The sequence below is a fragment of the Pseudomonas sp. GW821-FHT09A09 genome, assembly GCF_059418405.1.
The window spans coordinates 1-24214 of sequence record NZ_JBWKPU010000045.1 but is presented as its reverse complement, the minus strand read 5'-3'; the positions used below and the strand labels follow the sequence as shown (position 1 = coordinate 24214).

The following is a 24214-nucleotide window of genomic DNA, read 5'->3' as shown; positions in this document are numbered from 1 at the left end:
CAGAAAAGGGGTTAGTGGTTCAGGGCCTGGGCGGTGTCGAGGTCGGTGATCAGGATGTCGAGGTAGCCGCCCTTGAGGGCACCGCGAATCGCCTGGACCTTGTTCAGCCCGCCCGCCAGGCCAAGCACACGTTGGATCGAGCGCAGTTTGGGCAACGTCACCGACACCACGAATTCTTCGTCTTCTTCCAGTACCGGTTTGCCCTGGGCGTCGAAGTAACGCAAACAGATATCACCCACGGCGCCGCGTTCGGCGAGCAGGCGCAGCATGTCTTCGGTGTAGTAGTTGCCGCTGTTGCGAAGCAGTTGCGAGGGTTCCAGGTCGCCAATGCCGACGATCGCCAGGGTGATGCTGTCAAAGCGCTGCAGCACCTCCTTGACCTCTTCCATCTGCACGATGCGCTGCTTGCTTTCCACCGACTGCTCGATGCTCTGGGACGGCAGCAGGAATGCCGGGCAGTTGAGCAAAGTGGCCAGGCGCTGGGTGAGCAGGGTGGCTTCGAAGGCGCCTTTGTGGCCCACGCCGCCGAGCAATTGCACCACTTCCTGGGCGCCTTGCTTGCCCGGTTGCGCGTGCAAATGGCCGACCATGGCGCGGATGGTGCTGCTCCACGACGAAATGCCGATATGGTCCTGGGGCGACAGGCTGGTTTCCAGGTAATGCGCTGCCGCCGAACCGATGGCCTGCTTGATGCTTTCATCGTTGCCGGGTTCGGTGGCTTCCACCACGATCACCCGGCGCACGCCGTAGCGGCGTTGCAACTGGGTTTCCAGTTCCAGATGCAGGCCTTGCAGGCGCATCACGCTGATCTTCACCACGCCTTCCTGCAGCGCCCGGCGCAGGGCGCGGCTGATAAAGGACTGGGACAGGTCCAGTTGCTCGGAAATCTCGGACTGCTTCAGCCCTTCTTCGTAATAGAGGCTGGCGATCTTGGTGATCAGGCGCTGTTCTTCGATCTGGCTCATGAAAGCCTCAATAAATGAATCAATGTCGGTGAGGATACCAAACCCTTACGACATGATCAGGCCGCCATCGATATTGATCGCCTGGCCGGTCAGGTAGGCCGCATCGTCGGAGGCCAGAAACGCCACCAGACCCGCCACATCCGAGGGTTTGCCGGCGCGGCGCAGGGGGATGTTCTTGACCCATTCGGCCATCAGTTCGCCCTTGCCGTAGCGTTTTTCATCGGTGCTGAGGATCTCGCCCCACACGCGGTCGTTGTAGTCCCACATTTCGCTTTCGATGATGCCGGGGCAAAACGCGTTGACCGTGATGTTGTGCCGCGCCAGTTCCAGCGCCAGGCTTTGGGTGATGCCGATGACGCCCATCTTGCTCGCCGCGTAGTGCGGGGTATAGATAAACCCCTGGCGGCCCTGGCCGGACGAGGTGTTGATCAAGCGCCCGCTGCCTTGCTTGACCATGTACTTGGCTGCTTCCCGGCAGCCCAGCCAGACGCCGGTGGTGTTGACGTGCAGCACCTTGTCGAAGTCGGCACGGGGCATTTTGTCGTAGTGATCAATGGTGATGATGCCGGCGTTCTGCACCGACACGTCGATGCTGCCAAAGCGCGCGTGGCCTTCGCGGTAGAGCTTTTCGATATCCTCTTCGTCTGTGACGTCGATGCCCAGGGCGAGGGTGGCGACCTTGTATTCCTGGGCCAACTGGTCGGCGGTGAACGTCACGCGCTCCAGGTCGTTGGAGGCCAGCACCAGATTGGCGCCTTCCTGGGCGAAGCGTTCGGCAATGCCGGCGCCGATGCCACGGCAAGCACCGGTGATGACTACAGTTTTACCGCTGAAGCGTTGCGACATGACAAAAGGCTCCAAAAAAAGGTTTACCAGCAGACAAAACCACCATCGACCAACAGGTCGACGCCGGTGCAGAACGACGAAGCCTGGCTGACCAGGAAAATCGCCGGGCCGACCATTTCTTCCACGCTGGCCATGCGGCCCATGGGCGTGGTCTGTTCAAAGATCTTCACCTGGTCGGCCACTTCCGGGCGCGAGTTCATCGGCGTGGCGGTGTAGCCGGGGCTGATGCAATTGACCCGCAGGCCCTTGTCGGCCCATTCCATCGCCAGGCTTTTGCTCAGATGGATCACCCCGGCCTTGGACGTGTTGTAATGGGCTTGCAGCAAGCCACGGTTGACGATGCTGCCGGACATGGACGCGATGTTGACGATAGCGCCCTTGCCCCGGGGCAGCATTACGGCAGCCTGGGCCTGGCAACTGAGGAAAATCCCGGTGAGGTTGATGTCCAGGGTGGTTTGCCAGCGTTGCAGCTCCAAGTCTTCGGCGGCCTGGGCATTGGCGATGCCAGCGCAGTTGACGGCCACGCTGAGTTCGCCGAGTTCGGCTTCGGTACGCGCCACCGCCGCGTCGAGGGCAGCACGTTCGGTGACGGTGCCGCTCAGGGTCAGGGCGCGACGGCCCAGGGCCTGGATGCGTTCCACGGTGCTGGCGATGCCGGGGCTGCCCGGCAGGTCAAAACAAGCCACATCGGCCCCAGCCTCGGCCAGCCCGACCGCGATGGCCTGGCCAATCCCGCTGCCGGCGCCGGTCACGAAGGCTACCTGGCCGTGAAGACTAAAAAGTTGCATGAACGACTCCATTATTTGAAATAACACCGAACCCCTGTGGGAGCTGGCTTGCCTGCGATGGCGGTAGCTCAGTCACATTTGCATTGGCTGACCCTCCGCTATCGCAGGCAAGCCAGCTCCCACATTGGATCTTCATTGTTTGCGAGGGTAGGGCACTAGGCCGTGGCCATTTCCATCACCGAAACCGGTGTGGCCTCGCCGCGCTCCAATATTCCCATCTGCCGGCCCCGGCTCATCACCATCACCCGGTGGGACAGGCCCAGCACTTCGTCCAGGTCCGAACTCACCACAATCACCGCCATGCCCTTGGCTGCCAGGTCTGCGATCACTTCATAGATCGCCGCCCGTGCGCCCACGTCGATGCCGCGGGTGGGCTCGTCGAGGATGAACACCTTGGGGTTGCGCGCCAGCCACTTGGCAATGATCACCTTCTGCTGGTTGCCGCCCGACAAACTGGAAATCCGCGACTGCGGCGCACCTTTCACGCCTAGCCTTGCCACCGCCGTGCGCGCGAATTCGCGCAGCGGGGCAGGCAGTACCCAACCGCGTTTGTCCAGCAGGTCGGTGTTGCCATAGATCAGGTTGTCTTCGATGCGATGTTCCACCACCACGCCTTGCTGCTTGCGGTCTTCGGGCACCAACACCACACCGGCCTGGATTGCCTCGAAGGGCGAGCGCAACTGGCGAATCTCGCCATCCAGCACCATATGCCCCTTGATGTCCTGGGCCGCGCCGGCAATGGTGCGCACCAGTTCGGTCCGCCCGGCGCCGACCACACCGGCAATGCCAAACACTTCGCCGGCGCGCACACTGAAATCGATGCCGTGCAGCGCAAACTCACGACAACTCAGGTCTTTGACCTGCAACATCACCTGTTCCTTAGGCGCCTGCAACGTCGGGAAAATCCGCTCCAGGCTGCGCCCGACCATTTGTTCCACCAGTTCGCGCACCGGCACTTGGGCCGTGGCGTGCAGGGCGATCTGGCGACCGTCACGCAGCACCAGCACACGGTCGGCGATGCGCGCGATTTCTTCCAGGCGATGGCTGATATAGATGAACGACACGCCTTCAGCCTTGAGCCGCTCCACCTGCTGGAACAACAGCTCGGTTTCTTCACCGCCCAGGGCGGCCGTGGGTTCGTCGAGGATCAGCAGCCGCGCCTTGAGGGTCAGCGCCTTGGCGATTTCCACCAGCTGCTGGGCCGCCACGCTCAGGCCTTCGACCTTGCGCGACGCCGGCACCTTGAGCCCCAGGCGCTCCAACTGGATCTGCGCCTGGGCTTCGATGTAGTCGCGGTCGACCCGCCCGTGACGCATGGGCAGGCGGCCGACGAAGATGTTCTCGGCGATCGACAATTGCGGCAGCAGGCGGATTTCCTGGTGGATCAGGCCGATACCGGCGCTCAACGCGGCCCCCGGCGAGTCGGGGGCGTAGGGCTCGCCGAGCCAGGTCATGCTGCCCCCGGCTTCGGGTTGCACCAGGCCCGCGATGATCGACGACAAGGTCGACTTGCCCGCGCCGTTCTCGCCGAGCAAGGCCAGCACTTCGCCGGGGCGAATGTCCACGTTGACCTGGGACAGCACCTGCACCGGCCCATAGGCCTTGCTGATATTGCGCAGGCACAGCACCGCCTCAGCGGTGGTATCCAGAGCGGCTGCTCTCATGACGACCTCCGAGGTTTACGGGTGCTGTTGCAGGAACGGCGCGACGTTTTCTTTGGTGGTCAGCACGGTCGGCAGCAGTTGTTCCTTGGGCACGGCTTTACCGGCCTTGAGGTCGATGGCCGACGCCACGGCCAGGCGCCCCATTTTCTGGGTCTGCTGGGTCATGGTCGCGTTCAGCACGCCACTTTCCACGGCCTTGAGCCCGGCGACGTCGCCGTCGAAACCCACTACCACAACTTTATGATCGAGGTTGCCGACCTTCACCGCCTGCGCGGCACCCAGGGCCATGGCATCGGCGCGGCCGAAGAATACGCTGATGTTCGGGTCACGCTGGAGCAGGTCCTGGGCCACGGCGAAGCCTTTGTCCTGGGCCCATTCGGCCGGTTGCTGGGCGACCACCTTGAGGTCCGGGAAGGCTTTCAAGCCTTCTTCGAAGCCTTTGGCCCGGTCTATTTCAGGCGTGGTGCCCAACTGGCCTTGCAGGATGGCGATGCGGCCTTTGCCGTCGGTGATCTTGCCCACGTATTCGGCAAGGGTCTTGGCCCCGGCCACGCTGTCGCTGGCGATAAAGGTGTCACCCGGCGCATCGGGTGCGTTGCGGTCCACGGCAATCACCGGGATGCCAGCGGCCTTGGCGGCTTTGACGGGCACACCGGCTGCGGTGGCGCCGGCCGGGATGTAGATCAACACGTCGATCTGGCGGGTGATCAGGTCTTCAATCTGGCTGACCTGGGTGGACGAGTTGCCCTGGGCGTCCACGGTGATCACCTTGATCCCCTTGGCCTTGCCCTCGGCTTCCACCGATTGCTTGATCTGGTTGAAGAAGTCGGCCTGCAGGTTGGCCACGGCCAGGCCGATGGTCAGGTCCTTGGCCCAGGTGGTGCCGGCTGCGGTGAGGGTGGCGGCCGCGAGTGCGGTGGCGATAAGCAGTTTCTTGGGGCTGAACATGTCGGTGACTCCTGGTTTTATTGTTGGAGGGTGTCAACTGTCGAACAGGTTTATCGGGCGGTGCTGGAGCGGCGTCGCAGGGTGTCGATGGTCACGGCGAGGGCGATGACCACGCCGATCACCACTTGTTGAATGAAGGGCGAGACGCCGAGCAGGTTCAAGCCATTGCGCAACACGCCAATGATCAGCACGCCCACCAGGGTGCCGCCGATGCTGCCCACGCCACCGCTGAGGCTGGCACCGCCAATCACCACGGCGGCGATGGCGTCCAGTTCCAGGCTCAGGCCGGCGCTGGGTTGGGACGAATCGAGGCGGGCGGCGAGGGTGACGGCGGCGATACCGGCCAGGGCACCGCTGATGGCATAGACCCACAGGGTGATCGCACGCACCTTGATGCCGGACAGGCGCGCCACTTCGGGGCTGCCGCCCATGGCATAGAGGTTGCGGCCACCGGCACGAAAGCGCAGGAACACCCAGGCCACCACCAGCATCACCAAAAACAGGCCGACGGTGGCCGAGAGGAAGCCGAAATGCCGCACCGTGGCCAGGCTGGTGAACCAGTCCGGGTAGCCGACGATCTGCCGGCCTTCGGTGAGGATATTCGCCAGGCCTCGGGCGACCGACATCATGGTCAGCGTGGCAATGAACGGCGGCAGCTTGGCATAGGTAATCAGCCCACCGGACACCAGCCCGGCGAGCATGCCGCTGGCGATCGAGATCGGAATTGCAAAGCCCAGGGGCATGGCCTGGTCCTGGTACAACCAGCCCAGCATCATCATCGAGAACGCCAGCACCGAGCCGACCGACAGATCGATGCCGCCGATCACGATCACCGCCGTCATGCCAATCGCCAGGATGCCCAGCACGGTGACTTGATCGAGGATGTTCAGGCCATTGCGCAACGAGAAGAAGAATTCGGAACTGAAGGAGAAGACCAGCACCAGCAGCACAAGGCCGATCAGCGGGCCACCGATGTTGCTGGGAAGCAGTTTCACCAGCCGGGGACGGCGGGTCGGCTTGAGATCGGCCGGGTGATGGACAGAGGCTTTGGCGTCCACATTGTTCTCCTGACTTATTTTTTTTGGAGTTCATTCAGGCAGCGTGAATATTTATGCGTGCCTGACTGTTAATTCAGATTCCAGTGACACCGTGGCAAAGTCAAGCGCTTAATTTTTCATGCATGCCTCTAGACCGCCGTTTTTGCCGGGCGCAAAGCCACGGGATAGATAAGCGCGCGTGGGATTTTAGCCGTCTGTCCGAGGGGCATTTCCGGGTTTTATTTCATTTTTCCGCCGTTCGCTCACTTGACCTGCTGCGGGATCGGCGTCTAAATAGAAATATATTGTCACTGCTGAATAAATATTCAAAACAGCCGTGGACGCTTTCACCCCGCGTGGTCAGCCTCAAAGGAGCCGCTGCATGAATGCCTTCCAGTACGACGCCCACCAGATCAAAGAACAGGCCCGTTTGATCCGGCGCCACGTGATCCGCTTGAATGCCGACTCCCCGGCAGGCGGCCACACCGGGGCGGACCTGTCGGAAACCGACATCCTCGCCACCCTGTATTTCCGCATCCTCAACACCGGCCCCGAGCGCACCGAAGACCCCGAGCGCGATATCTACATCCAGAGCAAAGGCCATGGCGTGGGCGGTTTGTATTGCTGCCTGGCGCAGGCCGGCTACATCCCCACCGATTGGTTGCCGACCTACCAGCACTTCAATTCCCACTTGCCCGGCCACCCGGTGCGGCAGAAAACCCCGGGCATCGAACTCAACACCGGCGCCCTTGGCCACGGCTTGCCCGTGGCGGTAGGGCTGGCGTTGGCGGCGAAGCTGTCGGGCAGTAAAAAGCGCATCTACGTGCTGACCGGCGACGGCGAACTGGCTGAAGGCTCCAACTGGGAAGCGGCGATGGCGGCGGCCAAGTACGGGCTGGATAACCTGTTTGTGATCGTCGACAAGAACAAACTGCAACTGGCCGGGCTGACCGCCGAGATCATGCCGCTGGACCCGTTGGACGTGAAATGGGCGGCCTTCGGTTTCACCGTCAGCGAGTGCGACGGCAATGACGTTGGCCAACTGATCGAGACCCTCGAAACCATGCAAGCCCACACCGGCTCACCCCAGGTGCTGATCGCCCACACCATCAAGGGCAAGGGCGTGTCGTTTATCGAAGCGCGTCCCGAATGGCACCATCGCGTGCCCAAGGGTGACGAAATCAACGCAGCACTGGAGGAGTTGAATCATGGCAAGTGAACACTTGGCGAGCGTCATGGTGGAGGCGTTTATCGCGGCAGTCGATGCCGGCCTGGACGTGGTGCCGGTGGTCAGTGACTCCACCTCCACAGCCAAGATCGGCCCGTTTGCCCAGCGCTTCCCCGAGCGGTTGATCAACGTCGGCATTGCCGAGCAGTCCCTGGTCAGCGTGGCGGCTGGGCTGGCGTTGGGTGGCAAGATCGCGGCCACCTGCAATGCCGCGCCGTTCCTGATTTCCCGCGCCAACGAACAGATCAAGGTGGACGTCTGCTACAACCAAGCCAACGTCAAGATGTTCGGCCTGAACGCGGGCGCCAGTTATGGCCCATTGGCCAGCACCCACCACAGCCTTGACGATATTTCGGTGATGCGCGGGTTTGGCAATGTGCAGATCTTCGCCCCGGCCGACGCGTTGGAGTGCCGGCAGATCATCGATTACGCACTGCGCTATAAAGGCCCGGTGTATGTGCGGCTCGACGGTAAAGCCTTGCCCGAGGTGCACGGCGCCGACTATCGATTCGTGCCCGGCCAAGTGGACATCCTGCGCCAGGGGGCGGACGTGAGCATCGTTGCGTTGGGCTCCGTGGTACACGAGGCGGTGGATGCGGCGGCCTTGTTGGCCGAGCAGGGCATCCAGGCGCAGGTGGTCAACCTGTCGTCGATCCGCCCGTTGCAGCGTGACGCCTTGCTCAGTGCACTGAGCACCACGCGCGCAGTGATTACCGTCGAAGAACACAACATCAATGGCGGCGTTGGCAGCCTGGTCGCCGAAGTGCTGGCCGAAGCCGGGCTGGGTGTCGCACTAGTCCGCCTGGGCATCGGCGACGGAGAATACGCCGCGGCCGGCGCCCGCGAACCGACCCGCGCCTTGCATAACATCGACGCGGCTGGGATTGTGGCGGCTGCCACTCGGTTGCGGTGAACCCATGACAAACCACACTCCGCTGATCCTGGCGATAGATGAAGGCACCAGTAACGCCAAGGCGGTGCTGGTCAACGAACTCGGGCAGGTGATTGCCCGGGGTTCGCGGCCCTTGAGCATCAACCACCCTCAGCCCGGGTTTTCCGAGCAGGACCCGTTGTTGATCTGGCTGCACACCCTGGCCGCGATTGAAGAATGCCTGGCCCAGGTGGATCGGCCGATCACCGCATTAGCCATCAGCAACCAGCGCGAGTCGGTGGTGGCCTGGGACCGGCGCAGCGGTGAGCCATTGTCGCCGTGCATCAGCTGGCAATGCCGGCGCTCCACGGCGTTGTGCGCACAGTTGCATGAGCAGGGGAATGAAGCACGAATCCTGGAAAAGACCGGGCTGGCCCTCGACCCGATGTTTTCCGCTGGCAAATTTCGCTGGATCCTCGACCACCTGGACAACGGGCATGCACGTGCGGCTGCCGGTGAAATCTGCCTGGGCACCGTCGACAGTTGGTTGTTGTGGAAGCTCAGCGGGGGTCAGGTGTTCGCCACCGACTATTCCAACGCCGCGCGCACGCAACTGTTCAACCTGCACACCGGCACCTGGGACCCGGAGCTGTTGGCGCTGTTCGCGATTCCTGCTGCGGCGTTGGCGCCGATCCGGCCGAGTGCGGGTTTCTTCGCCGAAACCGTCGCGCTGGGCGGCTTGCCTGCGGGTATCCCGGTGATGTCGATGATTGGCGACTCCCATGCGGCGCTGTACGGGCAGGGTGGTTTCGCCCCGGGGTTGGTCAAGGCCACCCTCGGCACGGGCTCGTCGTTGATGACACCGATGGGCGGGCCTATTGCGTCCACCCATGGGCTTTCCACCACCTTGGCCTGGCATGACGGCCGCGCGGCGACGTTCGGCATGGAAGGCAACATCGTGCATACCGGCGCCGCCGTGCAGTGGGCCTCGCGGCTGGTGGCCGGTGAGTCGCTGGACGCGTTGACCGAACAGGCCGCGCAATTGCCGGATAACGGCGGCGTGTACTTTGTGCCGGCGCTGTCCGGGTTGGGGGCACCGCATTGGCAAGCCGACGCCCGTGGCTTGATCTGTGGCCTGAGCGAGGCCACTTCGGGCGCGCATATTTTGCGCGCCTCGCTGGAGTCCATCGGCTATCAGATTCGTGATGTGTTTGAGGCGATGCAGCAGGACATCGGCAGCCCGTTGAAAGAGCTGTGGGTCGACGGTGGCGCGACACGCAATCGCTGGCTGATGCAGTTTCTGGCCAACCTGCTGCAACGTCCGGTGGTGCGCAGCCTGTCGCCGGAAGTCTCGGCATTGGGTGCGGCGCACCTGGCGGGCAGGGCGTTGGGGATTTGGGCGAGTGACGAAGCGTTAAGCCAGTTGGAGCGTCAGCGTGAGCGCTTCGAGCCGCAGGCGGATCCGGCGATGGCAGGCCGTTACGCCGAATGGAAAAAGGCCCTGGCGCGCACCCTTCTCTAACCCCCAAACATCAATCCTGTAGGCGCCGGCTTGCCGGCGATAGCGGCCAGCCTGACCCACCGCAATCGCCGGCAAGCCGGCTCCTACAGGTGATCGGGTTGCCAGATGCAGATGTTCATGGCTTCCAGGTCTGTACGTCCTTGGCATCCACAGCCTTGGGCAGCAAGCCGGCCTTGAAGAACGCATCGGCAATCTTCTGCTGTTCGCCCAACTGATCGAGCGTCACCGGTTGCACCTGATAGCTGCGGTGCGCGTTGGCCGCTTCAACGGTGGCCACATCCAGGTTGCCCCACAGCGGGCCCAGCACCTTGGCGGCGTCTTGCGGGTGGGTTTTCACCCATTGGCCGGCTTTTTCCAATTGTTCGTACACCACCTTCAGGACCTCGGGGTGGGCCTTGGCGTAGGGCGTGCCCGTCAGGTAATAGCGCTTGTAACTGGCCAGACCCGCGCCATCCGCGAGGGTGCGGGTGGGCAGCTGGCGCTGCACGCCTGTGAGGAAGGGTTCCCAGGTGACCCAGGCATCGACTTTATTGTTCTCGAACGCGGCGCGGCCGTCGGCCGGTGTCAGGTAGGCCGGTTCAATATCCGAAAACGCCAGGCCAGCTTTGGCCAGCGCGGCAATCAACAGGTAGTGGGTGCCAGCGGCTTTGGTCACGGCGACTTTCTTGCCTTTGAGGTCGGCCAGTTGCTGGATCGGCGAGTCTTTGCGCACCACGATGGCCTGGGCCGAGGGCGAAGGCGCTTCCTGGGCGAAATAGGTGAGTTTGGCCTGGGCCGCCTGGGCGAAGATCGGCACGGTGTCAGCCACGTCGGCGCTGATGTCGACGTTGCCGACGTTGAGTGCCTCCAGCAGCGGCAGGCCGCTGGGGAACTCGTGCCAGGACACGTCGATGTTGTCGGCCTTGAGGGCTTTTTCCAGGGTGCCCTGGGTTTTGAGCAGGGTAATCAGGGTGGACGATTTCTGGTACCCGATACGCACGGTCTCCTGGGCCTCGGCGCTGACCGCCACGGAAAAAGCCAGAAGCCCGATGACAACGGCGAGGGGACGACGAATAGACATGGCGCGCTCGATCTTCAATGGAATGGCGCCAAGCATAAAGTTCTAAAAACCAATCGATAAATACTCTTTCGATCTGAGCTTAAAGCGCTTTCTCACCTTGTAGTGAGCGGGCTCGCCCCGCGCCCGCGCCGCCACGAACACCGCAGGTTTCCCGGGAATATAGGCGGTGGGGCTTATTACGCCGCGCGGGGTAAACCCGCTCACTACAACCGCCCGCTGCCACAATCCCCGCGAAGGGTCAGGCGGCTGATTTGGGCCGGCTGTCGCTGAGCACAAACCACACAGCCAGGCAGATGAGGCCGCCGCCATAGAGGTGCGCGATGGACAGGTGCTCACCCAGGAACAGCACGCCCCACAGCACGCCGAACGGTGGGATCAGGAAGGTCACCGTCAATGAACGAACCGCTCCGATATCGGCGATCAGGCGAAAGTACAGGATGTACGCATACGCGGTGCACACAAACCCCACCACCCCCAACGCTGCCCAGACCGTCGGGTTGCCCCAGCTGTTCGGCGGGTTGAGCACGGCTGAAACACCAAAGAACGGCAGCAGAAACAATGTCGCGCCGATCTGGCTGCCAAAGGCCACGAGCTTGGCGTCCAGCCCGCCCTTGTCGGCGATCCAGCGGCGCGTCAAAAACCCTGCAACGCCGTAGCACCCGGTGGCGACCAGGCACGCCAACGCGCCAATCACCACGGCGACCGAAAGGGTGACCGGCCCGGTGGTGGTCAGCAGGGTGATGCCCATCAGGCCAATCACCACCCCGGCGGCTTTTTTCGGCGTCAGCGGGTCGCTGAAAAACAGTGCGCCCATCATCACCCCCATCAGCGGGGTGGTGGCGTTGAAGATCGCCGAGTAGCCCGCCGGCAGCAACGTGGCCGCCACGCCGTACATCAGGAACGGCACGCCGGAATTGATCACACCCAACACCAGGGTGGGTTTGAGTTTGCCGTTGAAGGCGATGCGGGTGCGTAGCACGGTGACAATCACCGCCAGCCCGATGGCCCCCAACAGCACGCGGAAAAACGCCGTGGGCAAGGCGCCCAACACCGGCGCGGCGATGCGCATGAACAGAAAACTGGCGCCCCAGATCGCCGCCAGTACCAGTAGCCGAACACCGTCAGAAAGCTTCATGCGTCACCTTTTTTGTGGAATTCCAAATCGCGTATTGCTCGGGCATGCACACCGCACACGGCCTGTAGCCGGCGGCAATGGCGGTGGGCTCGTCGGCAAAGAACACGCGGTGTTTCACATAACCACCGTTGGCGATTGCGCGCCGTGCGGCGCTGCAGTCCAGGCGGCCGTAGATCCGGCTGCCGCGATGCCCGGCGCAGGTGCCCGGTACAAGGCTGGCGTAAGGTTTGCCCGTTACCCCGAGCAAGGTGAACGTCTTCATCGGCCACCCTCCTGGGCATCAGGCGCATCATGGAACAGCACTTCCAACCCCACGCGTTCGCCACCGCGCACGCGGCTGATGGCGTGCTTGAGGTTCACACGGTAGTAACCCCGGCTGCCTCTGAACGGGCGCACCGCCGTGGCGATGACCGCCACGTCACCGCGTTTGAGCGGTACCACCATCGGCCGCGATTGCAGGCGCGGGCGCTGTTCGGTCATCACCAGTTCACCGCCTTGGAAGTCCGTCCCCGGCTCGGACAGCAGCGCAACCAGTTGCAGGGGAAACACATGGGCCCCGGCATTGCGTTGATGCAGAGGCACTTGGTCATGCACACGCAACCGGCACAGGTGGGATTGCCCTCGGGTCTGGCCAGCGTCGCGGTTTTGCCTCAGAAACTCATCCAGCGTAGCCGGGTAGCGCGCGTCGATGGCCAGGGTTTCGTTCCAGCGGTTGGCGAGCGGCACCAGGCGCCGGTAGAGCGCCGTGCGCCACTCGGCCAGCGGGGTGGGCAGGTCTGTCTCGAAATAACGCCATTGCGCAAACAGGTCCTGCGCGGTGAGGTGCCCGGCCAGTGAGTCGATGCCGGCTGGGCTCAACAACCCGGGCAGCACGGCGTAGCCTTCACTATCGAGTTGGCGTTGGAGGTCGGCCCAGTCCAGTTGATCAAGTGCAGCATCGAATTCAAACAGACTCATGTTTACCTCGCATCATGAAAAATCAGGCCGACGGCATGGCGCTGGCCACTGCGGATGCGGCTCACACCGTGGCGCATGGCGACTTTACGGAGACCGCGCGGGCCCATGACCGGGCGTTGATTGACGGTAAACACCAGCCCATCGCCCTGACGCAGCGGGATGACTTCGGCGCGCTGGCCCTGGGATGAACGCTCGCTCATGACGAACTCGCCGCCGACGAAATCCCGTCCGGGTTCCGATAACAGAATCGCCACCTGGAGCGGGAAAACGTGCTCGCCGTAGAGGTCCTGATGCAGGCAGTTGTAGTCACCGTCGCCATACTTGAGGATCAACGGGGTAGGGCGGGCCTGGCCTGCGGCATGGCAGTGGCGCAGGAACTCGTTCAGTTCGCTTGGGTACTGCACGTCGAGGCCCAGCTGGAGGTTCCAGGCATTGGCAATCGGGGCGAGACCTGTGTAGAGCGCGTGCCGCAGTTGCTCAAGCAACGGCGGCAAGGGGTAGGCAAAGTATTTGTACTCGCCGCGCCCGAAGCCATGCCGTGCCATCACCACCCGCGAGCGATAACCGGCTTCTTGCGCATAGAGCGCGGCAAGCGCCTCGCACTGTTGGGCTGTCAGCAGCGCGGGCAGCACCGCGTTTCCGTGGGCTTCAAGCTCACGGGCGATGCGGCTCCAGCCGTGCGTGGGGGCGTTGTCTCTGGGGGTGTGCATGGCCTTGACGCTCATCGGTGGGCAGATGAGCGGAGTCTAGGGGGCCTGTACCGGCTTGGAACTCTGCGGCTTGCGGTCGAATTTTTTAACGGCGCAACTGCGCTTCACCTTCGATGCACGCCACCAGAAACTCCATCACCACTTTCACCAAGGGCGAGCGGCGCATGTCCGGGTACACGGTGAGCCAGATGTCCCGCATGGGGCCATCGGTGGCGGTGGGCAAGCAGGTCAGCAGTGGGTCGTGGTCGCCCACCAGGGTCGGTAGCACTACCGCACCCACCTGGGCGCGGGCCGCCATTTGCTGGGTGACCAGTTCGCTGGCGGCAAACACGATGGGGCGCTGGCCGCGCAGTTGGTGCATCCACGCCTGTTGGGGCAAGTGGTCACGGCTGCTGTCGTAGGCGATGAACACCCATTGAGCGGAAGGCTGTTGCGCTAATTCGGCAGCGCCGTACAACCCGAAGCGCACCACGCCGATCTTGCGCCGTACCAGCGCGTCTTCATCGGGACGCACGGTGCGCAGGGCGATATCCGCCTCGCCTTTGTCCAACGCAGCCAGTTGGGTAGAGGGCATCAGCACCAGATTCAGCTGTGGGTACTGCGCGCGCAATCGCGCTACATGAGGTGCGATGCAGTGGTTGGCGATGGACGGCGGGCAACTGACCCGTACCGTGCCGGCCATCTCGATGGAAGCGACCCGCGACAGGCGCATCACGTCGGTCGCCATTGCGTCCATGCCCGCCGCCAGTTCGGCCAACGCCAGGCCTTGTGCCGTGAGCGGGCGGCTGCGGGGCAGGCGGTCCACCAGTTTTACGCCCAGGGCTTTTTCCAGTGCATCGACCCGGCGCCCCACGGTGGCGTGTTCCACCTGCAGCTCGCGGGCGGCCGCCGACAGCGATTGGGTACGCGCCAACACGGTGAAGTAATACAGGTCTTGCCAGTCGAACATCGGGGTATTTCCGCACAGAGGCCGGGAGGGATTGGGGAATTTTCCTACTGATAGGCTCCTTTTACCATGGCCGCTTCCCAGAGCAAACGGAGTTGTTGCCCGATGAAAGCCATCACCCTGCAAGCCTATGGCGGCCCTGAAGTCGCCCAGTTGCGCCACGATGTTCCCAAGCCCGAGGTCACCCCGGGGCATGTGCTGATCAAAGTTGCCTGCGCCGGAATCAACTTCATGGACATTCATACGCGCCAGGGCAAATACGCCCAGTCGGTGACCTACCCGGTGCGCCTGCCGTGCACCTTGGGCATGGAAGGTGCCGGCGTGGTGGTGGAAGTGGGCGCCGGTGTGAGCCACTTGGCCGTGGGCGACCGGGTGGCGTGGTGCATTGCCTGGGGCGCGTATGCCGAATACGCCAATATCCCGGCCGACAAAGTGGCGCAGATTCCCAGCGAAATCACGTTCGATCAGGCGGCTGCCGCGATGTTCCAGGGCTGTACGGCTCACTACCTGATTGATGACGTGGCGCGTTTGCAGGCCGGCGACACCTGCCTGATTCATGCTGCGTCCGGCAGCATCGGGCAATTGCTCGTGCAAATGGCCAACCGTTTGGGCGCGACCGTGTTCACCACTGGCAGCACCGCCGAAAAATGCGCGATAGCGCTTCAGCGCGGCGCCCACCAGGCCTGGACCTATGACGGCTTTGCCGACCGGGTGGTGGACGCCACAGCGGGCCAAGGCGTGGACGTGGTGTTCGACTCGGTGGGCAAAACCACCCTGCGCGACAGTTTCCGTGCCTGTCGCACCCGTGGTTTGATCGTCAATTACGGCAACGTCTCGGGCTCGCTGACCGACCTGGACCCGATTGAACTGGGTGAAGCGGGTTCGTTGTTCCTGACCCGCCCACGGCTGGCCGACCACATGGCCGACGGCGCCACCGTGCAACGGCGTGCCAATGCGGTGTTTGCGGCGATGCTGGAAGGTTCGCTCAGTGTGGACATCGAAGGGCATTACAGCCTGGAAACGGTGCAGCAGGTGCACGCACGGATCGAAGCCCGGCAACAGATCGGCAAGGCCGTGTTGTGGATTGACCGCGACCTGCATTAATCACAGGCGAAAAAAACCGGCTGATCAGGCCGGTTTGGGGCACCTCGCCAACGGCGAGGGTTATGCGTTGTTGCTGTGCAGACGATCAGAACCACCTTCGGCCAGGCCACGTTCCTGCAGACGATCAGCACCGCCTTCAGCCAGGCCACGTTCTTGCAGACGATCAGCACCGCCTTCGGCCAGGCCACGTTCTTGCAGACGGTCAGCACCGCCTTCAGCGACGCGACGTTCCAGCAAGCGATCAGAACCGCCTTCGGCAACGCGGTTACCTTGCAGGCGGTCTGCACCACCCTCGGCAACGCGGCTGTCCATCAGGCGATCTGCGCCGCCTTCAGCGACAACAGGGTGAGCAAAAGCGTTGGCAGCGAGTACCGAGAAAGCGAGGCTAAGCAGGATTTGGCGTTTCATGGTTGTGTGCTCCGAGTGTTTAAGTAGGTTGCTGCTGGGTATGGGTTTGATGGTACGCGTTGGATTTTTTAAGAGAACTTCATTGCACTGATGGTGACTATCGACGCCAGCGATGGCCCGTTTCAGGGGGCCATCGTGGTGCACGTCATGGCATCTGCGGCAGTTCTTGCGGGCGCAGGTCAAACACCAGCACCTCGGCTTCCGCGCCGCCGCCGAGGCGGATCTGGCGTTCATCCCATACACGGGCGCCGTCACCTTCCTGCAAGCGCTGGCCGTTGACCTCGACGCTGCCCCGGGCCACATGGATGTACACATGGCGGTCCGGCGCCAGGTCCAGGCTCGCGGTTTCGCTGCCGTTGAACAGCCCGGCATACACCCGCGCATCCTGGCGAACATGCAGCGACCCCTCGGCGCCATCCGGCGAGATGATCAATTGCAAGCGCCCGCGTTTTTGCGCTTCGCTGAAGTGCTCCTGTTGGTAGCGCGGTTCTGCGCCGGCCACGTTCGGCACGATCCAGATCTGCAGGAAGTGCACGCCACGGCTTTGGCTGTGGTTGAACTCGCTGTGGGCCACGCCGCTGCCGGCGCTCATCAGTTGCACGTCGCCCGGGCGGATCACCGAGCCGGTGCCCAGGGTGTCCTTGTGTTCCAGGGCGCCTTCGAGCACATAGGAGAAAATCTCCATGTCGCGGTGCGGGTGCTGGCCGAAGCCTTTGCCGGCCGCCACGCGGTCATCGTTGATCACCAGCAGGTCGGAAAAACCCTGCTCGCTGGGGTTCCAGTAGTTGGCGAACGAGAAGGTGTGGAACGACTTCAACCAACCGTGATTGGCGGCGCCGCGTTCGGAAGCTTTGCGAAGGGTCAGCATGGTCTTGTCCTCAAGTGAGCGGGGTCTGCGAGATGCAGGTCGCTTGCGTTGAGAAGAAGGTTAATGGTTACCGATAAATTCATTAAGAGGCTGAAAACTGAATAACTGTCTCTCTAAAGTTGACAGTAAAAGGCATGCCATAATGTCCGCCGCTTCCCTTATCGACGGACCTTGCTCTCTATGAAAACCGTGGCCATGGCGCTTTTTCCCGACTTCCTCCTGCTCGACATGGCCGGCCCGCTCGAAGTGTTTTCCATTGCCAACCGCTACCTGCCGCAGTCCGACCACTACCAGATCCTCACCCTCGGCATCGAGCCCGGGCCGCTGCGTGCCTCCAACGGTGTGAGCGTGCAGCCCGACCTGCTGCTCGAGCAGGCCAGTGATGACTATGACCTGCTGTTGATTCCCGGCGGCCCCGGCGCCTACAACGAATGCCACCCGGCGTTGCTGCCCTGGTTGAAAGCCGCCGCACCCCGGGCGCGGCGCTTCGGTTCGATCTGCACCGGCGCCTTTGTGCTCGGGCATGCCGGTTTGCTCGACGGGCACCGCGTGACCACCCACTGGCACTACACCGAGCGCCTGATCAAGGCGTTCCCCAAGGCGATCGTCGAGACCGATCGCATCTACCTGCAGGACGGTCGGCTGATCACGTCGGGCGGCGTCACGGCCGGCATCGACCTGGCGCTGTCCATCGTTGCCCAGGACCACGGCAAGGCGGTGGCGGTGGAGGTGGCCAAAGTGCTGCTGGTGGTGATGAAACGCCAGGGTGGCCAGGCGCAGTTCAGCCCGATGACCGCCGCCGTGGCACCCCATGAAAGCGCGATCACCCGGGTGCAGAACCAGGTGCTGGCGCAGTTGGACCAGCCGTTCACCATTGAGTCGATGGCCGCATTGGCCGGCATGAGCCCACGCCACTTTGCGCGGATGTTCACCAAGGAAGTGCAAATGACGCCCATGGCCTTCCTGCAAGGTGCGCGCATCGACCGCGCCCGGCACCTGCTGGAAACCACCGACCTGCCGCTCAAGACCGTGGCGTTCCACGCAGGCTTTGGCAGCGTGCGCTACATGCGCTTTCTGTTCAGTGACAAGCTCGGCCTGAACCCGACCCAGTACCGACAACAGTTCAGTTAACGACAGGATGTCCGTCTGGGGCACCCGAATGTCCGTGTCGCTCCCCCTGCCAGCATTGTCCTGTCACGACAGGCTGGCAAGATAGCCACAGGCCCACGGAAAAGGATGCGCAGCCGCCCAAGGCCGGGCGTTCCAGCGCTTTTACATAGATGAATAATCCTCACTCGGTGAGCTTCGGCCCCTACATCTTTCATCCTCAGCAACGCTTGGTCAGCAAGGCCGGCTGGCCGGTGCCATTGGGTGGGCGTGCGGTGGACATTCTCGCGGTGCTGCTGGAGGCGCCAGGCCAATTTGTCAGCAAGCAGACGCTGATTGCCCGGGTCTGGCCGAGCAGCGTGGTGGAAGAAAACAACCTGCGGGTGCACATCGCGGCCTTGCGCCGGGCCTTGACTGGCCACCCCTATATCCTTAACGAACCGCAACGCGGCTACTGCTTTGCAGCGCCGCAGCAAGACGTGCTGCCCGCGGCGGCGCCTCGGCATAACCTGATGGCGCGGCTCAGCCCGGTGATCGGTCGTGACGAGTTGCTGGGAACGCTGGCACGGCGCCTGTCGGGGCAACGCTTGATGACCCTCACCGGTTGCGCGGGAGTGGGCAAGAGCACCCTGGCGCTGGCCCTGGCCGAACGGGTCTTGCCGCGATACCGCGACGGCGTCTGGTGGGTGGACCTGGCGACAGTCGACGCGCCCACCCAGATGCTGCGCCACCTGGCCAGCGCCCTGCACCTGCAACCCTGTGGCAGCGCCACCGACCTGTGCCAGCAGCTCGCGACGCGCCAGCTGTTGCTGGTGCTCGACGGTGCGGATTTGTTGCTCGGTGCCTGCCGTCACCTGGTGCGTGCCCTGCGGGATAAGGCGCCTCAGGTCAGCGTGGTGTTGAGCAGCCGCGAAGCTTTGCAGGTGCCGGGCGAATGGGTGCAACCCGTACCGCGCCTGGCTGTGCCGGCGCCCTCGGCGTGGGCCAGTGTCGAGCAGGCCATGGATTACCCGGCGGTGCAGGTGTTCGTTGCACGCGTACGCGCCGCGCAACAAGGTTTTGCCCTGCGACGGCAGGAACTGGCCCCGCTGCGCGATATCTGCCGGCGCCTTGATGGCATCCCGCTGGCCCTCGAATTGGCGGCCGCCCAGGTGAGTGCCCTGGGCGTGCACGGCGTACACGCACAATTGCAGCAAGGCTTGCAGGTGCTGACCCGTGGCCGCCGCACGGCGGTTGAGCGGCACCAGTCCTTCACGGCCGCCCTGGATTGGACCTACGAGCGCTTGAGCTTGCCGGAGCACTGGCTGTTCCTGCAGATGGCGCTGTTCAAGATGGCCGTGACGTTGCCGGCCTTGAGCCGACTGGTCGCCGGCACCGAGCTGGAGCATGCCGACTTGTCTTACTTGCTGGGGCGCCTGGCGGGTACTTCTTTGCTGACCGTGGAACCCGGCCCCGGGCCTACGCGCTACCGCCTGCTCAACAGTGTGCGCAGCTACGCCCTGGCGCAGTTGCGCAACCCCGAGCAAGTGGCGCGCCTGCAACAAGGCTATGGGCATTACCTGGGGCCGTTTTCAGGCCGGCCGTTTGTCTTGCAGCTCGTCGAGCAGGCGGCGTGCGCGAGTTAGGTCATGGGTGGCAAACCCTTCGGTGAATTGCCCATAGACCGAACCCATCAGTTCGCGGGCGACGCGCAAGCGGCCTTGGTCTTTCCATAACCGCGCCAGTGACGTGGCACTGCGTAATTCCCAGGCCAGCGCACCTTGCTGATGGGCCAGGCCCATGGCCTCCAGCAGCAACGCTTCGGCCCTACGGGCGTCCGCCATGCCTTCAGCCCTGACCCGCAGAATCTCTGGGGTACACCAACCGGCCGCCCCGTTTCGGGCGCGCTCAAACGCGCTGTCACTGACCTCGCGGGCCTGGAAGGTCAGCAGGAGGTCTTCGACCAATCCCAGGCCTTGCAGCGATGCGTGTTGCGCCGTGCCCGCGTAGTGCTGGGCCCAGGTATGAAACAACTGCACCGAGTGTTTTTGGGATTGTTGCAACAACAGCTCCAGTAACGCCTGTGCTGCCGGGGTGTCGCCGTTGTAGCGAGCGATCACCACACCGGCCAGCGCCAGGGTGTAGCAGATCGACGTGCCGTGGTTGATCTGCAACGCCAGTTCCAGGGCTTGGCTGGCCGTGCGCCAGGCGCGCTCTGGAAAACCGCGCAGCCACAGGGTACGCGCCAGGATGGTCAAGGACGCCACGCTCTGGTCGTACTGCACGCCGAAACCATGGGTAAACCGGTTGAGGTGGCCGCTGTGGGCCATGCGCTGGATCACCTGCTCGGCGTTGTGCAGCGCCAGCGCCTGGTTGCCGGCGAAATGCTGCGCCAGCACCCGCAGGCGCTGGGCGCTGAGGGCCAGCAGCGGTTCGGTGTGCGGGCCGAGTTGATCAAAGTGCAGGCTTTGCGCCAACGCTTCACGGTAGTTACCGCAGCACAGGTTGACCGCCATGTGCCCCGACACTGCACGTAACTGGCCGGCCAGGTCCTTGCCGCCTTCGGCCAGGCGCCGTGCGCAGGCAAAGGCGGCAATGGTCTGCGGTGTGCCGCCCTGGGTGTGATAGGAAAAACTGCCCAGGGCCAGTTGCAGCAACATGTGCAGGCGCTGGCTTGGCGCGCTCGATTGCTTGAGCCGTGCCAGGGCCTTGCCCACGTACAGACCGTGTTCGCGCAGCAGCGACAACTCTTGCCACAGCGGCATGGCGCCGACCGTCAGGCGAATGCCCAGCAGGTGCGTGCCCTGATCGCCCAGGCCCCAATCGAGGGCGGCGCGGATGTCTTCACGCAAAGGTGCGTAACGGTCGATCCAGGTTTGGGTAGCAATCAACTCCCAGTCATCCTGGGCCTGGTTCATCAACGCCAGGCAGCGTTCGGCATGGCGTTCACGGGTGGCCTGGAGTTCATCGGCCACGCTGAGTTGTTCCAGGGCGTAGGTGCGGGTGATATCCAGCAAGCGATAGACCATCTCTTCATCGCCGGCTTCCACGTTGAGCAGGGACTTGGCGACCAATTGGGTGATCGACCCCAGTACCTCGCTGGGCGCGATCTGCTCCCCGGCAATCACCGCGGCGGCACTCGCCAGGCTGAACCCGCCGCGAAACACCGCCAGGCGACGCAGGCAGATCTGCTCGCAAGGGGTCAGCAGGTCAAAGCTCCAGTCCAGCGTGGCGCGCAGGGTTTGCTGACGGGGCAGGGCGCTGCGCCGGCCACGGGTGAGCAGGCGGAAGTTGTCTTCCATCTGCACCAGCAGCCCCGGCAGGCCGAAGCGTTCGATCTGGGCGGCAACCAGTTCAATGGCCAGGGGAATGCCGTCCAGGCGCTGGCAGATATCAATCGCCAACGGCAGCTCGGCTTCGCTCAGTTCAAAGCTGTCCTGGTGGGACATGGCCCGCTCGATCAGCAACTGCAACGCCGGGTAGCCCAACGCCTGGGCGCGGTTGCCGGTGGCGGGCGGGCAGGCGAGGGGTTCCAGGCGTTGCACGCATTCGCCTTCGGCCCGCAAGGCCTCGCGGCTGGTGGTGAGGATTTGCAGGTGAGGGGCGTGACGCAGCAGGGTTTCGCTGATCAGCGCGATGTCATCGAGCAGGTGTTCGCAGTTGTCGATCACCAGCAGTAGCTGGCGGTCGCGCAGTTGATGGGCAAAGGCGGCGAGGGGCTCATGCTCGGCGCACGTCAGGTCGAGCAGGGCGGCGAGGTTGGGCAGGATCATCGACGGTGCGCTGAGCGGTGCCAGGTCCAGCAGGCGGATGCCGTCGCGGTAATGCCCGATCAGCAGTTCCGCCACGCGCAACGCGACGGTGGTCTTGCCGATGCCCCCGGGGCCGGTCAGGGTGATGAAGCGTTGCTGGGGCAGTTGCTGCACCAGCGTGTCGATCAGCGCCTGGCGGCCGATCATGCGGGTGTGGCGCAGCGGCAGGTTGTGGCACGCGCGTTGGGAGGCGCCGTCGGCGGGTAGCGTCATCGGTTCGATGCTCAGTGGCGCAACAAAACTGTAGCCACGCTGCGCCACCGTGACGATATAGCGCTGCCCGGCCTGGCCATCGCCTAGCGCCTTGCGCAGTGCCGCCATGTGCACGCGCAGGTTGCCGTCCTCCACCACGCTTTTGGGCCAGACCCGGGCGATCAGTGCTTGCTTGCTCACCACATTGCCGGCGTTTTCCAGCAGCACCAGCAGGATGTCGACTGCGCGCCGCCCCAAACGCAGCGGGCGACCGGCCTCCAGCACCAGGCGTTGGTGCGGGTGGACGCGGTAGGGGCCGAAATGCACGGCCTGGTCGCAGTGGTCACTCATGGGTGGCCGTGCTCTGGAAAAAGGGTCTGGGCAGCATATGCCACGCGGGTGCAGACCACTAGGCCGCGATCACTTGGGGCTTGTGGCGTAATTGGTGGTTTCGCCAGGTCATCGGGTTGACGCCTTCGCTGCGGGTGAACATGTGGCAGAAGTGCGCCTGGTCGCAAAACCCGCATTCCAGGCTGATTTGCGTCAGGCTCAGGGCGGAGCCGGTGATCAGCTCCTTGGCCCGTTGGATGCGCTGTTGGCGTATCCACTCCTGGGGCGACAGCCCGGTGGTGCACTTGAACGCGCGGGAAAAATGGCTGCGCGACAGCGCACAGGCCTGGGCCAGGTCAGCAATGGCCAGGCTTTCACCGAGGTTGGCGAGGATCAGTTGTTTGGCAATCCGCTCGCGCCGGGGGCAGAGGCCGCCGGTGGCGGATAAGCGGGGAGCACAGTGCTCGAGTCGGGCCATGACGAGTATCCGCAGTCGATGGGAGCGTTCCCGGTGAATGGATGCAGTGTAGACGTGGTCAATCTTGTTGCCGGACCGTCTGGCTGACGAGTTAATCGTTGTTAATTTCGCCAGGTCCAGGGCCGGAAAAGACAGCACAGACGTGCAATCGCGGCGCCGACGGGCGTGCTTATCTGGCGGCTTGCCAACCGTTTGGATACACGCCATGAACCGTAACGACCTGCGCCGCGTCGACATGAACCTGCTGGTGATTTTCGAAGCGCTGATGTTCGAAAAGAACCTGACCCGGGTGGCCGAAAAGCTGTTCATGGGCCAACCCGCCGTGAGTGCGGCGCTGGGACGTTTGCGGGATTTGTTCGACGACCCGTTGCTGCTGCGCAACGGGCGGGGCATGGAGCCCACGCCACGCGCCGTGGCGATACTCAAGGAGCTGCAACCGGCCATGGACACCATTTCGGGCGCGGTCAGCCGCGCCAAGGATTTCGACCCCTCTACCAGCTGTGCGGTGTTTCGCATTGGCCTGTCCGATGACGCCGAATTTGGCCTGTTCCCGCCGTTGCTCAGCCAACTGCGCGAAGAGGCCCCGGGGATCATCGTGGTGGTGCGGCGGGCCAATTACTTGTTGATGTCGTCGTTGCTGGCCAGTGGCGAGATTTCGGTGGGGGTGAGCTACACCACCGAACTGCCGGCGAATGCCAAGCGCAAGAAACTGCGGGATATCCCGTGCAAGGTGTTGCGGGGGGATGACGGCGTGCAGCCGCTGACGTTGGACGACTACTGTTCGCGGCCCCATGCGATGGTGTCGTTTTCGGGGGATTTGAGCGGCAACATCGACCTGGACCTGGCACGCATTGGTCGGTCGCGGCGGGTGGTGCTGGCGGTGCCGCAGTTCAGTGGGTTGCGGGCGTTGCTGGCGGGGACGCAAATTATTGCAACGGTGCCGGATTACGCGGCGTGTGCGTTGACTGAGGGGACGACGTTGCGGGCGGAGGATCCGCCGTTTGCGATTGATGCGGCGGAGTTGTCGATGGTGTGGAGCGGGGTGCATGACAACGACCCGGCGGAGCGGTGGTTGCGGGGGAGGATTGGGGAGCATATGGCTCGGGTGGTTTGATTGGGTGCAGATCCGTTGCTGTGGTAACGGCGGCTATTGGTTCCGCCCTTACGGCGGGTCACTTTTGGAAAGAGCCCCAAAAGTAACCAAAAGGGCTCTTGCCCCAACACTCGGTGCCTCGCCTAGGCTCGGCATGCCCTCACTC

The 24214-nt window shown here is 63.5% G+C and carries 23 protein-coding genes; 7 read left to right on the top strand and 16 right to left on the bottom strand.

The features are described 5' to 3' along the window. Positions 1-11: 11 nt before the first annotated feature. From AC07OV_RS27305 to AC07OV_RS27280, 6 genes are all read right to left on the bottom strand, one after another. On the bottom strand, positions 12-965 hold the full coding sequence (locus AC07OV_RS27305) for a sugar-binding transcriptional regulator (protein WP_495093352.1): 954 nt from the start codon (positions 963-965) through the stop codon (positions 12-14). A gap of 45 nt (positions 966-1010) precedes the next feature. Next, entirely contained in the window at positions 1011-1811 is an 801-nt protein-coding gene (locus tag AC07OV_RS27300; protein WP_494998797.1) for an SDR family oxidoreductase, read from the bottom strand. A 23-nt stretch (positions 1812-1834) separates the two neighbouring features. Continuing rightward, positions 1835-2599, bottom strand: a complete 765-nt coding sequence (locus AC07OV_RS27295) for an SDR family oxidoreductase (RefSeq protein ID WP_494998798.1) — start codon at positions 2597-2599, stop codon at positions 1835-1837. A gap of 155 nt (positions 2600-2754) precedes the next feature. Continuing rightward, complete coding sequence (locus AC07OV_RS27290) at positions 2755-4263, bottom strand: sugar ABC transporter ATP-binding protein (RefSeq protein ID WP_495093351.1); 1509 nt, start codon at positions 4261-4263, stop codon at positions 2755-2757. Between the two features lie 15 nt (positions 4264-4278). After that, positions 4279-5211, bottom strand: a complete 933-nt coding sequence (locus tag AC07OV_RS27285) for a sugar ABC transporter substrate-binding protein (protein WP_176999006.1) — start codon at positions 5209-5211, stop codon at positions 4279-4281. 50 nt (positions 5212-5261) lie between these two features. Beyond that, positions 5262-6269 (bottom strand): ABC transporter permease, encoded by a 1008-nt coding sequence (locus AC07OV_RS27280; protein WP_176999007.1) that lies wholly within the window; start codon positions 6267-6269, stop codon positions 5262-5264. Positions 6270-6630: 361 nt separating this feature from the next. Between AC07OV_RS27280 and AC07OV_RS27275 the strand changes: the two genes are divergently transcribed. The 3 genes from AC07OV_RS27275 to AC07OV_RS27265 are packed head-to-tail and all read left to right on the top strand — an operon-like array spanning position 6631 to position 9869. Next, positions 6631-7467: a transketolase gene (locus AC07OV_RS27275; RefSeq protein ID WP_494998801.1), complete on the top strand. Its 837-nt coding sequence runs from the start codon at positions 6631-6633 to the stop codon at positions 7465-7467. Next, positions 7457-8389 carry a transketolase family protein gene (locus AC07OV_RS27270; RefSeq protein ID WP_495093350.1) on the top strand — a complete coding sequence of 311 codons (933 nt, stop codon included), beginning with the start codon at positions 7457-7459 and terminating at the stop codon, positions 8387-8389. The genes AC07OV_RS27275 and AC07OV_RS27270 overlap by 11 nt, the downstream gene beginning before the upstream one ends. 4 nt (positions 8390-8393) lie before the next feature. Beyond that, positions 8394-9869 carry an FGGY family carbohydrate kinase gene (locus AC07OV_RS27265; RefSeq protein WP_495093349.1) on the top strand — a complete coding sequence of 492 codons (1476 nt, stop codon included), beginning with the start codon at positions 8394-8396 and terminating at the stop codon, positions 9867-9869. 115 nt (positions 9870-9984) lie between these two features. On the opposite strand, the gene AC07OV_RS27260 is transcribed toward AC07OV_RS27265, so the two are convergent. The 6 genes from AC07OV_RS27260 to AC07OV_RS27235 all read right to left on the bottom strand — a co-directional run bounded on the left by AC07OV_RS27260 (position 9985) and on the right by AC07OV_RS27235 (position 14680). Then, on the bottom strand, positions 9985-10929 hold the full coding sequence (locus AC07OV_RS27260) for an aliphatic sulfonate ABC transporter substrate-binding protein (protein ID WP_176999011.1): 945 nt from the start codon (positions 10927-10929) through the stop codon (positions 9985-9987). 238 nt (positions 10930-11167) lie between these two features. Beyond that, positions 11168-12064 (bottom strand): DMT family transporter, encoded by an 897-nt coding sequence (locus AC07OV_RS27255; RefSeq protein WP_495093348.1) that lies wholly within the window; start codon positions 12062-12064, stop codon positions 11168-11170. Then, positions 12051-12326 (bottom strand): Ada metal-binding domain-containing protein, encoded by a 276-nt coding sequence (locus AC07OV_RS27250; RefSeq protein ID WP_495093347.1) that lies wholly within the window; start codon positions 12324-12326, stop codon positions 12051-12053. The genes AC07OV_RS27255 and AC07OV_RS27250 overlap by 14 nt, the downstream gene beginning before the upstream one ends. Further along, the gene (locus AC07OV_RS27245) at positions 12323-13021 is read right to left on the bottom strand and encodes a 2OG-Fe(II) oxygenase (protein ID WP_495093346.1); all 699 of its coding nucleotides are present in this window, start codon (positions 13019-13021) and stop codon (positions 12323-12325) included. The genes AC07OV_RS27250 and AC07OV_RS27245 overlap by 4 nt, the downstream gene beginning before the upstream one ends. 2 nt (positions 13022-13023) lie before the next feature. After that, entirely contained in the window at positions 13024-13731 is a 708-nt protein-coding gene (locus tag AC07OV_RS27240) for a 2OG-Fe(II) oxygenase (protein WP_495093345.1), read from the bottom strand. Between the two features lie 85 nt (positions 13732-13816). Then, positions 13817-14680 (bottom strand): LysR family transcriptional regulator, encoded by an 864-nt coding sequence (locus tag AC07OV_RS27235; protein WP_495093344.1) that lies wholly within the window; start codon positions 14678-14680, stop codon positions 13817-13819. 102 nt (positions 14681-14782) lie between these two features. On the opposite strand from AC07OV_RS27235, the gene AC07OV_RS27230 reads away from it, so the two are divergent. Then, positions 14783-15781 carry a quinone oxidoreductase family protein gene (locus AC07OV_RS27230; RefSeq protein WP_495093343.1) on the top strand — a complete coding sequence of 333 codons (999 nt, stop codon included), beginning with the start codon at positions 14783-14785 and terminating at the stop codon, positions 15779-15781. Between the two features lie 60 nt (positions 15782-15841). Here AC07OV_RS27230 and AC07OV_RS27225 read toward each other — a convergent pair whose 3' ends face one another. Together AC07OV_RS27225 and AC07OV_RS27220 are read right to left on the bottom strand one after the other, a co-directional pair. Further along, a complete protein-coding gene (locus AC07OV_RS27225) occupies positions 15842-16189 on the bottom strand; it encodes a hypothetical protein (protein ID WP_494998811.1) in 348 nt (115 codons plus the stop codon). Between the two features lie 145 nt (positions 16190-16334). After that, the gene (locus AC07OV_RS27220) at positions 16335-17057 is read right to left on the bottom strand and encodes a pirin family protein (RefSeq protein ID WP_495093342.1); all 723 of its coding nucleotides are present in this window, start codon (positions 17055-17057) and stop codon (positions 16335-16337) included. Positions 17058-17237: 180 nt separating this feature from the next. Between AC07OV_RS27220 and AC07OV_RS27215 the strand changes: the two genes are divergently transcribed. After that, on the top strand, positions 17238-18188 hold the full coding sequence (locus tag AC07OV_RS27215; protein ID WP_495093341.1) for a GlxA family transcriptional regulator: 951 nt from the start codon (positions 17238-17240) through the stop codon (positions 18186-18188). A 149-nt stretch (positions 18189-18337) separates the two neighbouring features. Beyond that, positions 18338-19789: an ATP-binding protein gene (locus AC07OV_RS27210; RefSeq protein ID WP_495093340.1), complete on the top strand. Its 1452-nt coding sequence runs from the start codon at positions 18338-18340 to the stop codon at positions 19787-19789. Here AC07OV_RS27210 and AC07OV_RS27205 read toward each other — a convergent pair. Together AC07OV_RS27205 and AC07OV_RS27200 are read right to left on the bottom strand one after the other, a co-directional pair. Further along, a complete protein-coding gene (locus AC07OV_RS27205; RefSeq protein ID WP_495093339.1) occupies positions 19736-22498 on the bottom strand; it encodes an ATP-binding protein in 2763 nt (920 codons plus the stop codon). The two genes, AC07OV_RS27210 and AC07OV_RS27205, sit on opposite strands and share 54 nt — an antisense overlap. Positions 22499-22556: 58 nt before the next feature. Beyond that, positions 22557-22955: a helix-turn-helix domain-containing protein gene (locus AC07OV_RS27200; RefSeq protein ID WP_176999023.1), complete on the bottom strand. Its 399-nt coding sequence runs from the start codon at positions 22953-22955 to the stop codon at positions 22557-22559. A gap of 205 nt (positions 22956-23160) precedes the next feature. On the opposite strand from AC07OV_RS27200, the gene AC07OV_RS27195 reads away from it, so the two are divergent. Further along, entirely contained in the window at positions 23161-24069 is a 909-nt protein-coding gene (locus AC07OV_RS27195) for a LysR family transcriptional regulator (protein WP_176999024.1), read from the top strand. Positions 24070-24214 lie beyond the last annotated feature (145 nt).

Coding starts and splice junctions, on each gene's coding strand:
- AC07OV_RS27245 (WP_495093346.1), bottom strand. CDS start 13,021: ATGAGTCTGTTTGAATTCGATGCTGCACTTGATCAACTGGACTGGGCC.
- AC07OV_RS27295 (WP_494998798.1), bottom strand. CDS start 2,599: ATGCAACTTTTTAGTCTTCACGGCCAGGTAGCCTTCGTGACCGGCGCC.
- AC07OV_RS27195 (WP_176999024.1), top strand. CDS start 23,161: ATGAACCGTAACGACCTGCGCCGCGTCGACATGAACCTGCTGGTGATT.
- AC07OV_RS27300 (WP_494998797.1), bottom strand. CDS start 1,811: ATGTCGCAACGCTTCAGCGGTAAAACTGTAGTCATCACCGGTGCTTGC.
- AC07OV_RS27270 (WP_495093350.1), top strand. CDS start 7,457: ATGGCAAGTGAACACTTGGCGAGCGTCATGGTGGAGGCGTTTATCGCG.
- AC07OV_RS27205 (WP_495093339.1), bottom strand. CDS start 22,498: ATGAGTGACCACTGCGACCAGGCCGTGCATTTCGGCCCCTACCGCGTC.
- AC07OV_RS27260 (WP_176999011.1), bottom strand. CDS start 10,929: ATGTCTATTCGTCGTCCCCTCGCCGTTGTCATCGGGCTTCTGGCTTTT.
- AC07OV_RS27250 (WP_495093347.1), bottom strand. CDS start 12,326: ATGAAGACGTTCACCTTGCTCGGGGTAACGGGCAAACCTTACGCCAGC.
- AC07OV_RS27305 (WP_495093352.1), bottom strand. CDS start 965: ATGAGCCAGATCGAAGAACAGCGCCTGATCACCAAGATCGCCAGCCTC.
- AC07OV_RS27255 (WP_495093348.1), bottom strand. CDS start 12,064: ATGAAGCTTTCTGACGGTGTTCGGCTACTGGTACTGGCGGCGATCTGG.
- AC07OV_RS27285 (WP_176999006.1), bottom strand. CDS start 5,211: ATGTTCAGCCCCAAGAAACTGCTTATCGCCACCGCACTCGCGGCCGCC.
- AC07OV_RS27225 (WP_494998811.1), bottom strand. CDS start 16,189: ATGAAACGCCAAATCCTGCTTAGCCTCGCTTTCTCGGTACTCGCTGCC.
- AC07OV_RS27265 (WP_495093349.1), top strand. CDS start 8,394: ATGACAAACCACACTCCGCTGATCCTGGCGATAGATGAAGGCACCAGT.
- AC07OV_RS27210 (WP_495093340.1), top strand. CDS start 18,338: ATGAATAATCCTCACTCGGTGAGCTTCGGCCCCTACATCTTTCATCCT.
- AC07OV_RS27215 (WP_495093341.1), top strand. CDS start 17,238: ATGAAAACCGTGGCCATGGCGCTTTTTCCCGACTTCCTCCTGCTCGAC.
- AC07OV_RS27200 (WP_176999023.1), bottom strand. CDS start 22,955: ATGGCCCGACTCGAGCACTGTGCTCCCCGCTTATCCGCCACCGGCGGC.
- AC07OV_RS27230 (WP_495093343.1), top strand. CDS start 14,783: ATGAAAGCCATCACCCTGCAAGCCTATGGCGGCCCTGAAGTCGCCCAG.
- AC07OV_RS27235 (WP_495093344.1), bottom strand. CDS start 14,680: ATGTTCGACTGGCAAGACCTGTATTACTTCACCGTGTTGGCGCGTACC.
- AC07OV_RS27275 (WP_494998801.1), top strand. CDS start 6,631: ATGAATGCCTTCCAGTACGACGCCCACCAGATCAAAGAACAGGCCCGT.
- AC07OV_RS27240 (WP_495093345.1), bottom strand. CDS start 13,731: ATGCACACCCCCAGAGACAACGCCCCCACGCACGGCTGGAGCCGCATC.
- AC07OV_RS27220 (WP_495093342.1), bottom strand. CDS start 17,057: ATGCTGACCCTTCGCAAAGCTTCCGAACGCGGCGCCGCCAATCACGGT.
- AC07OV_RS27290 (WP_495093351.1), bottom strand. CDS start 4,263: ATGAGAGCAGCCGCTCTGGATACCACCGCTGAGGCGGTGCTGTGCCTG.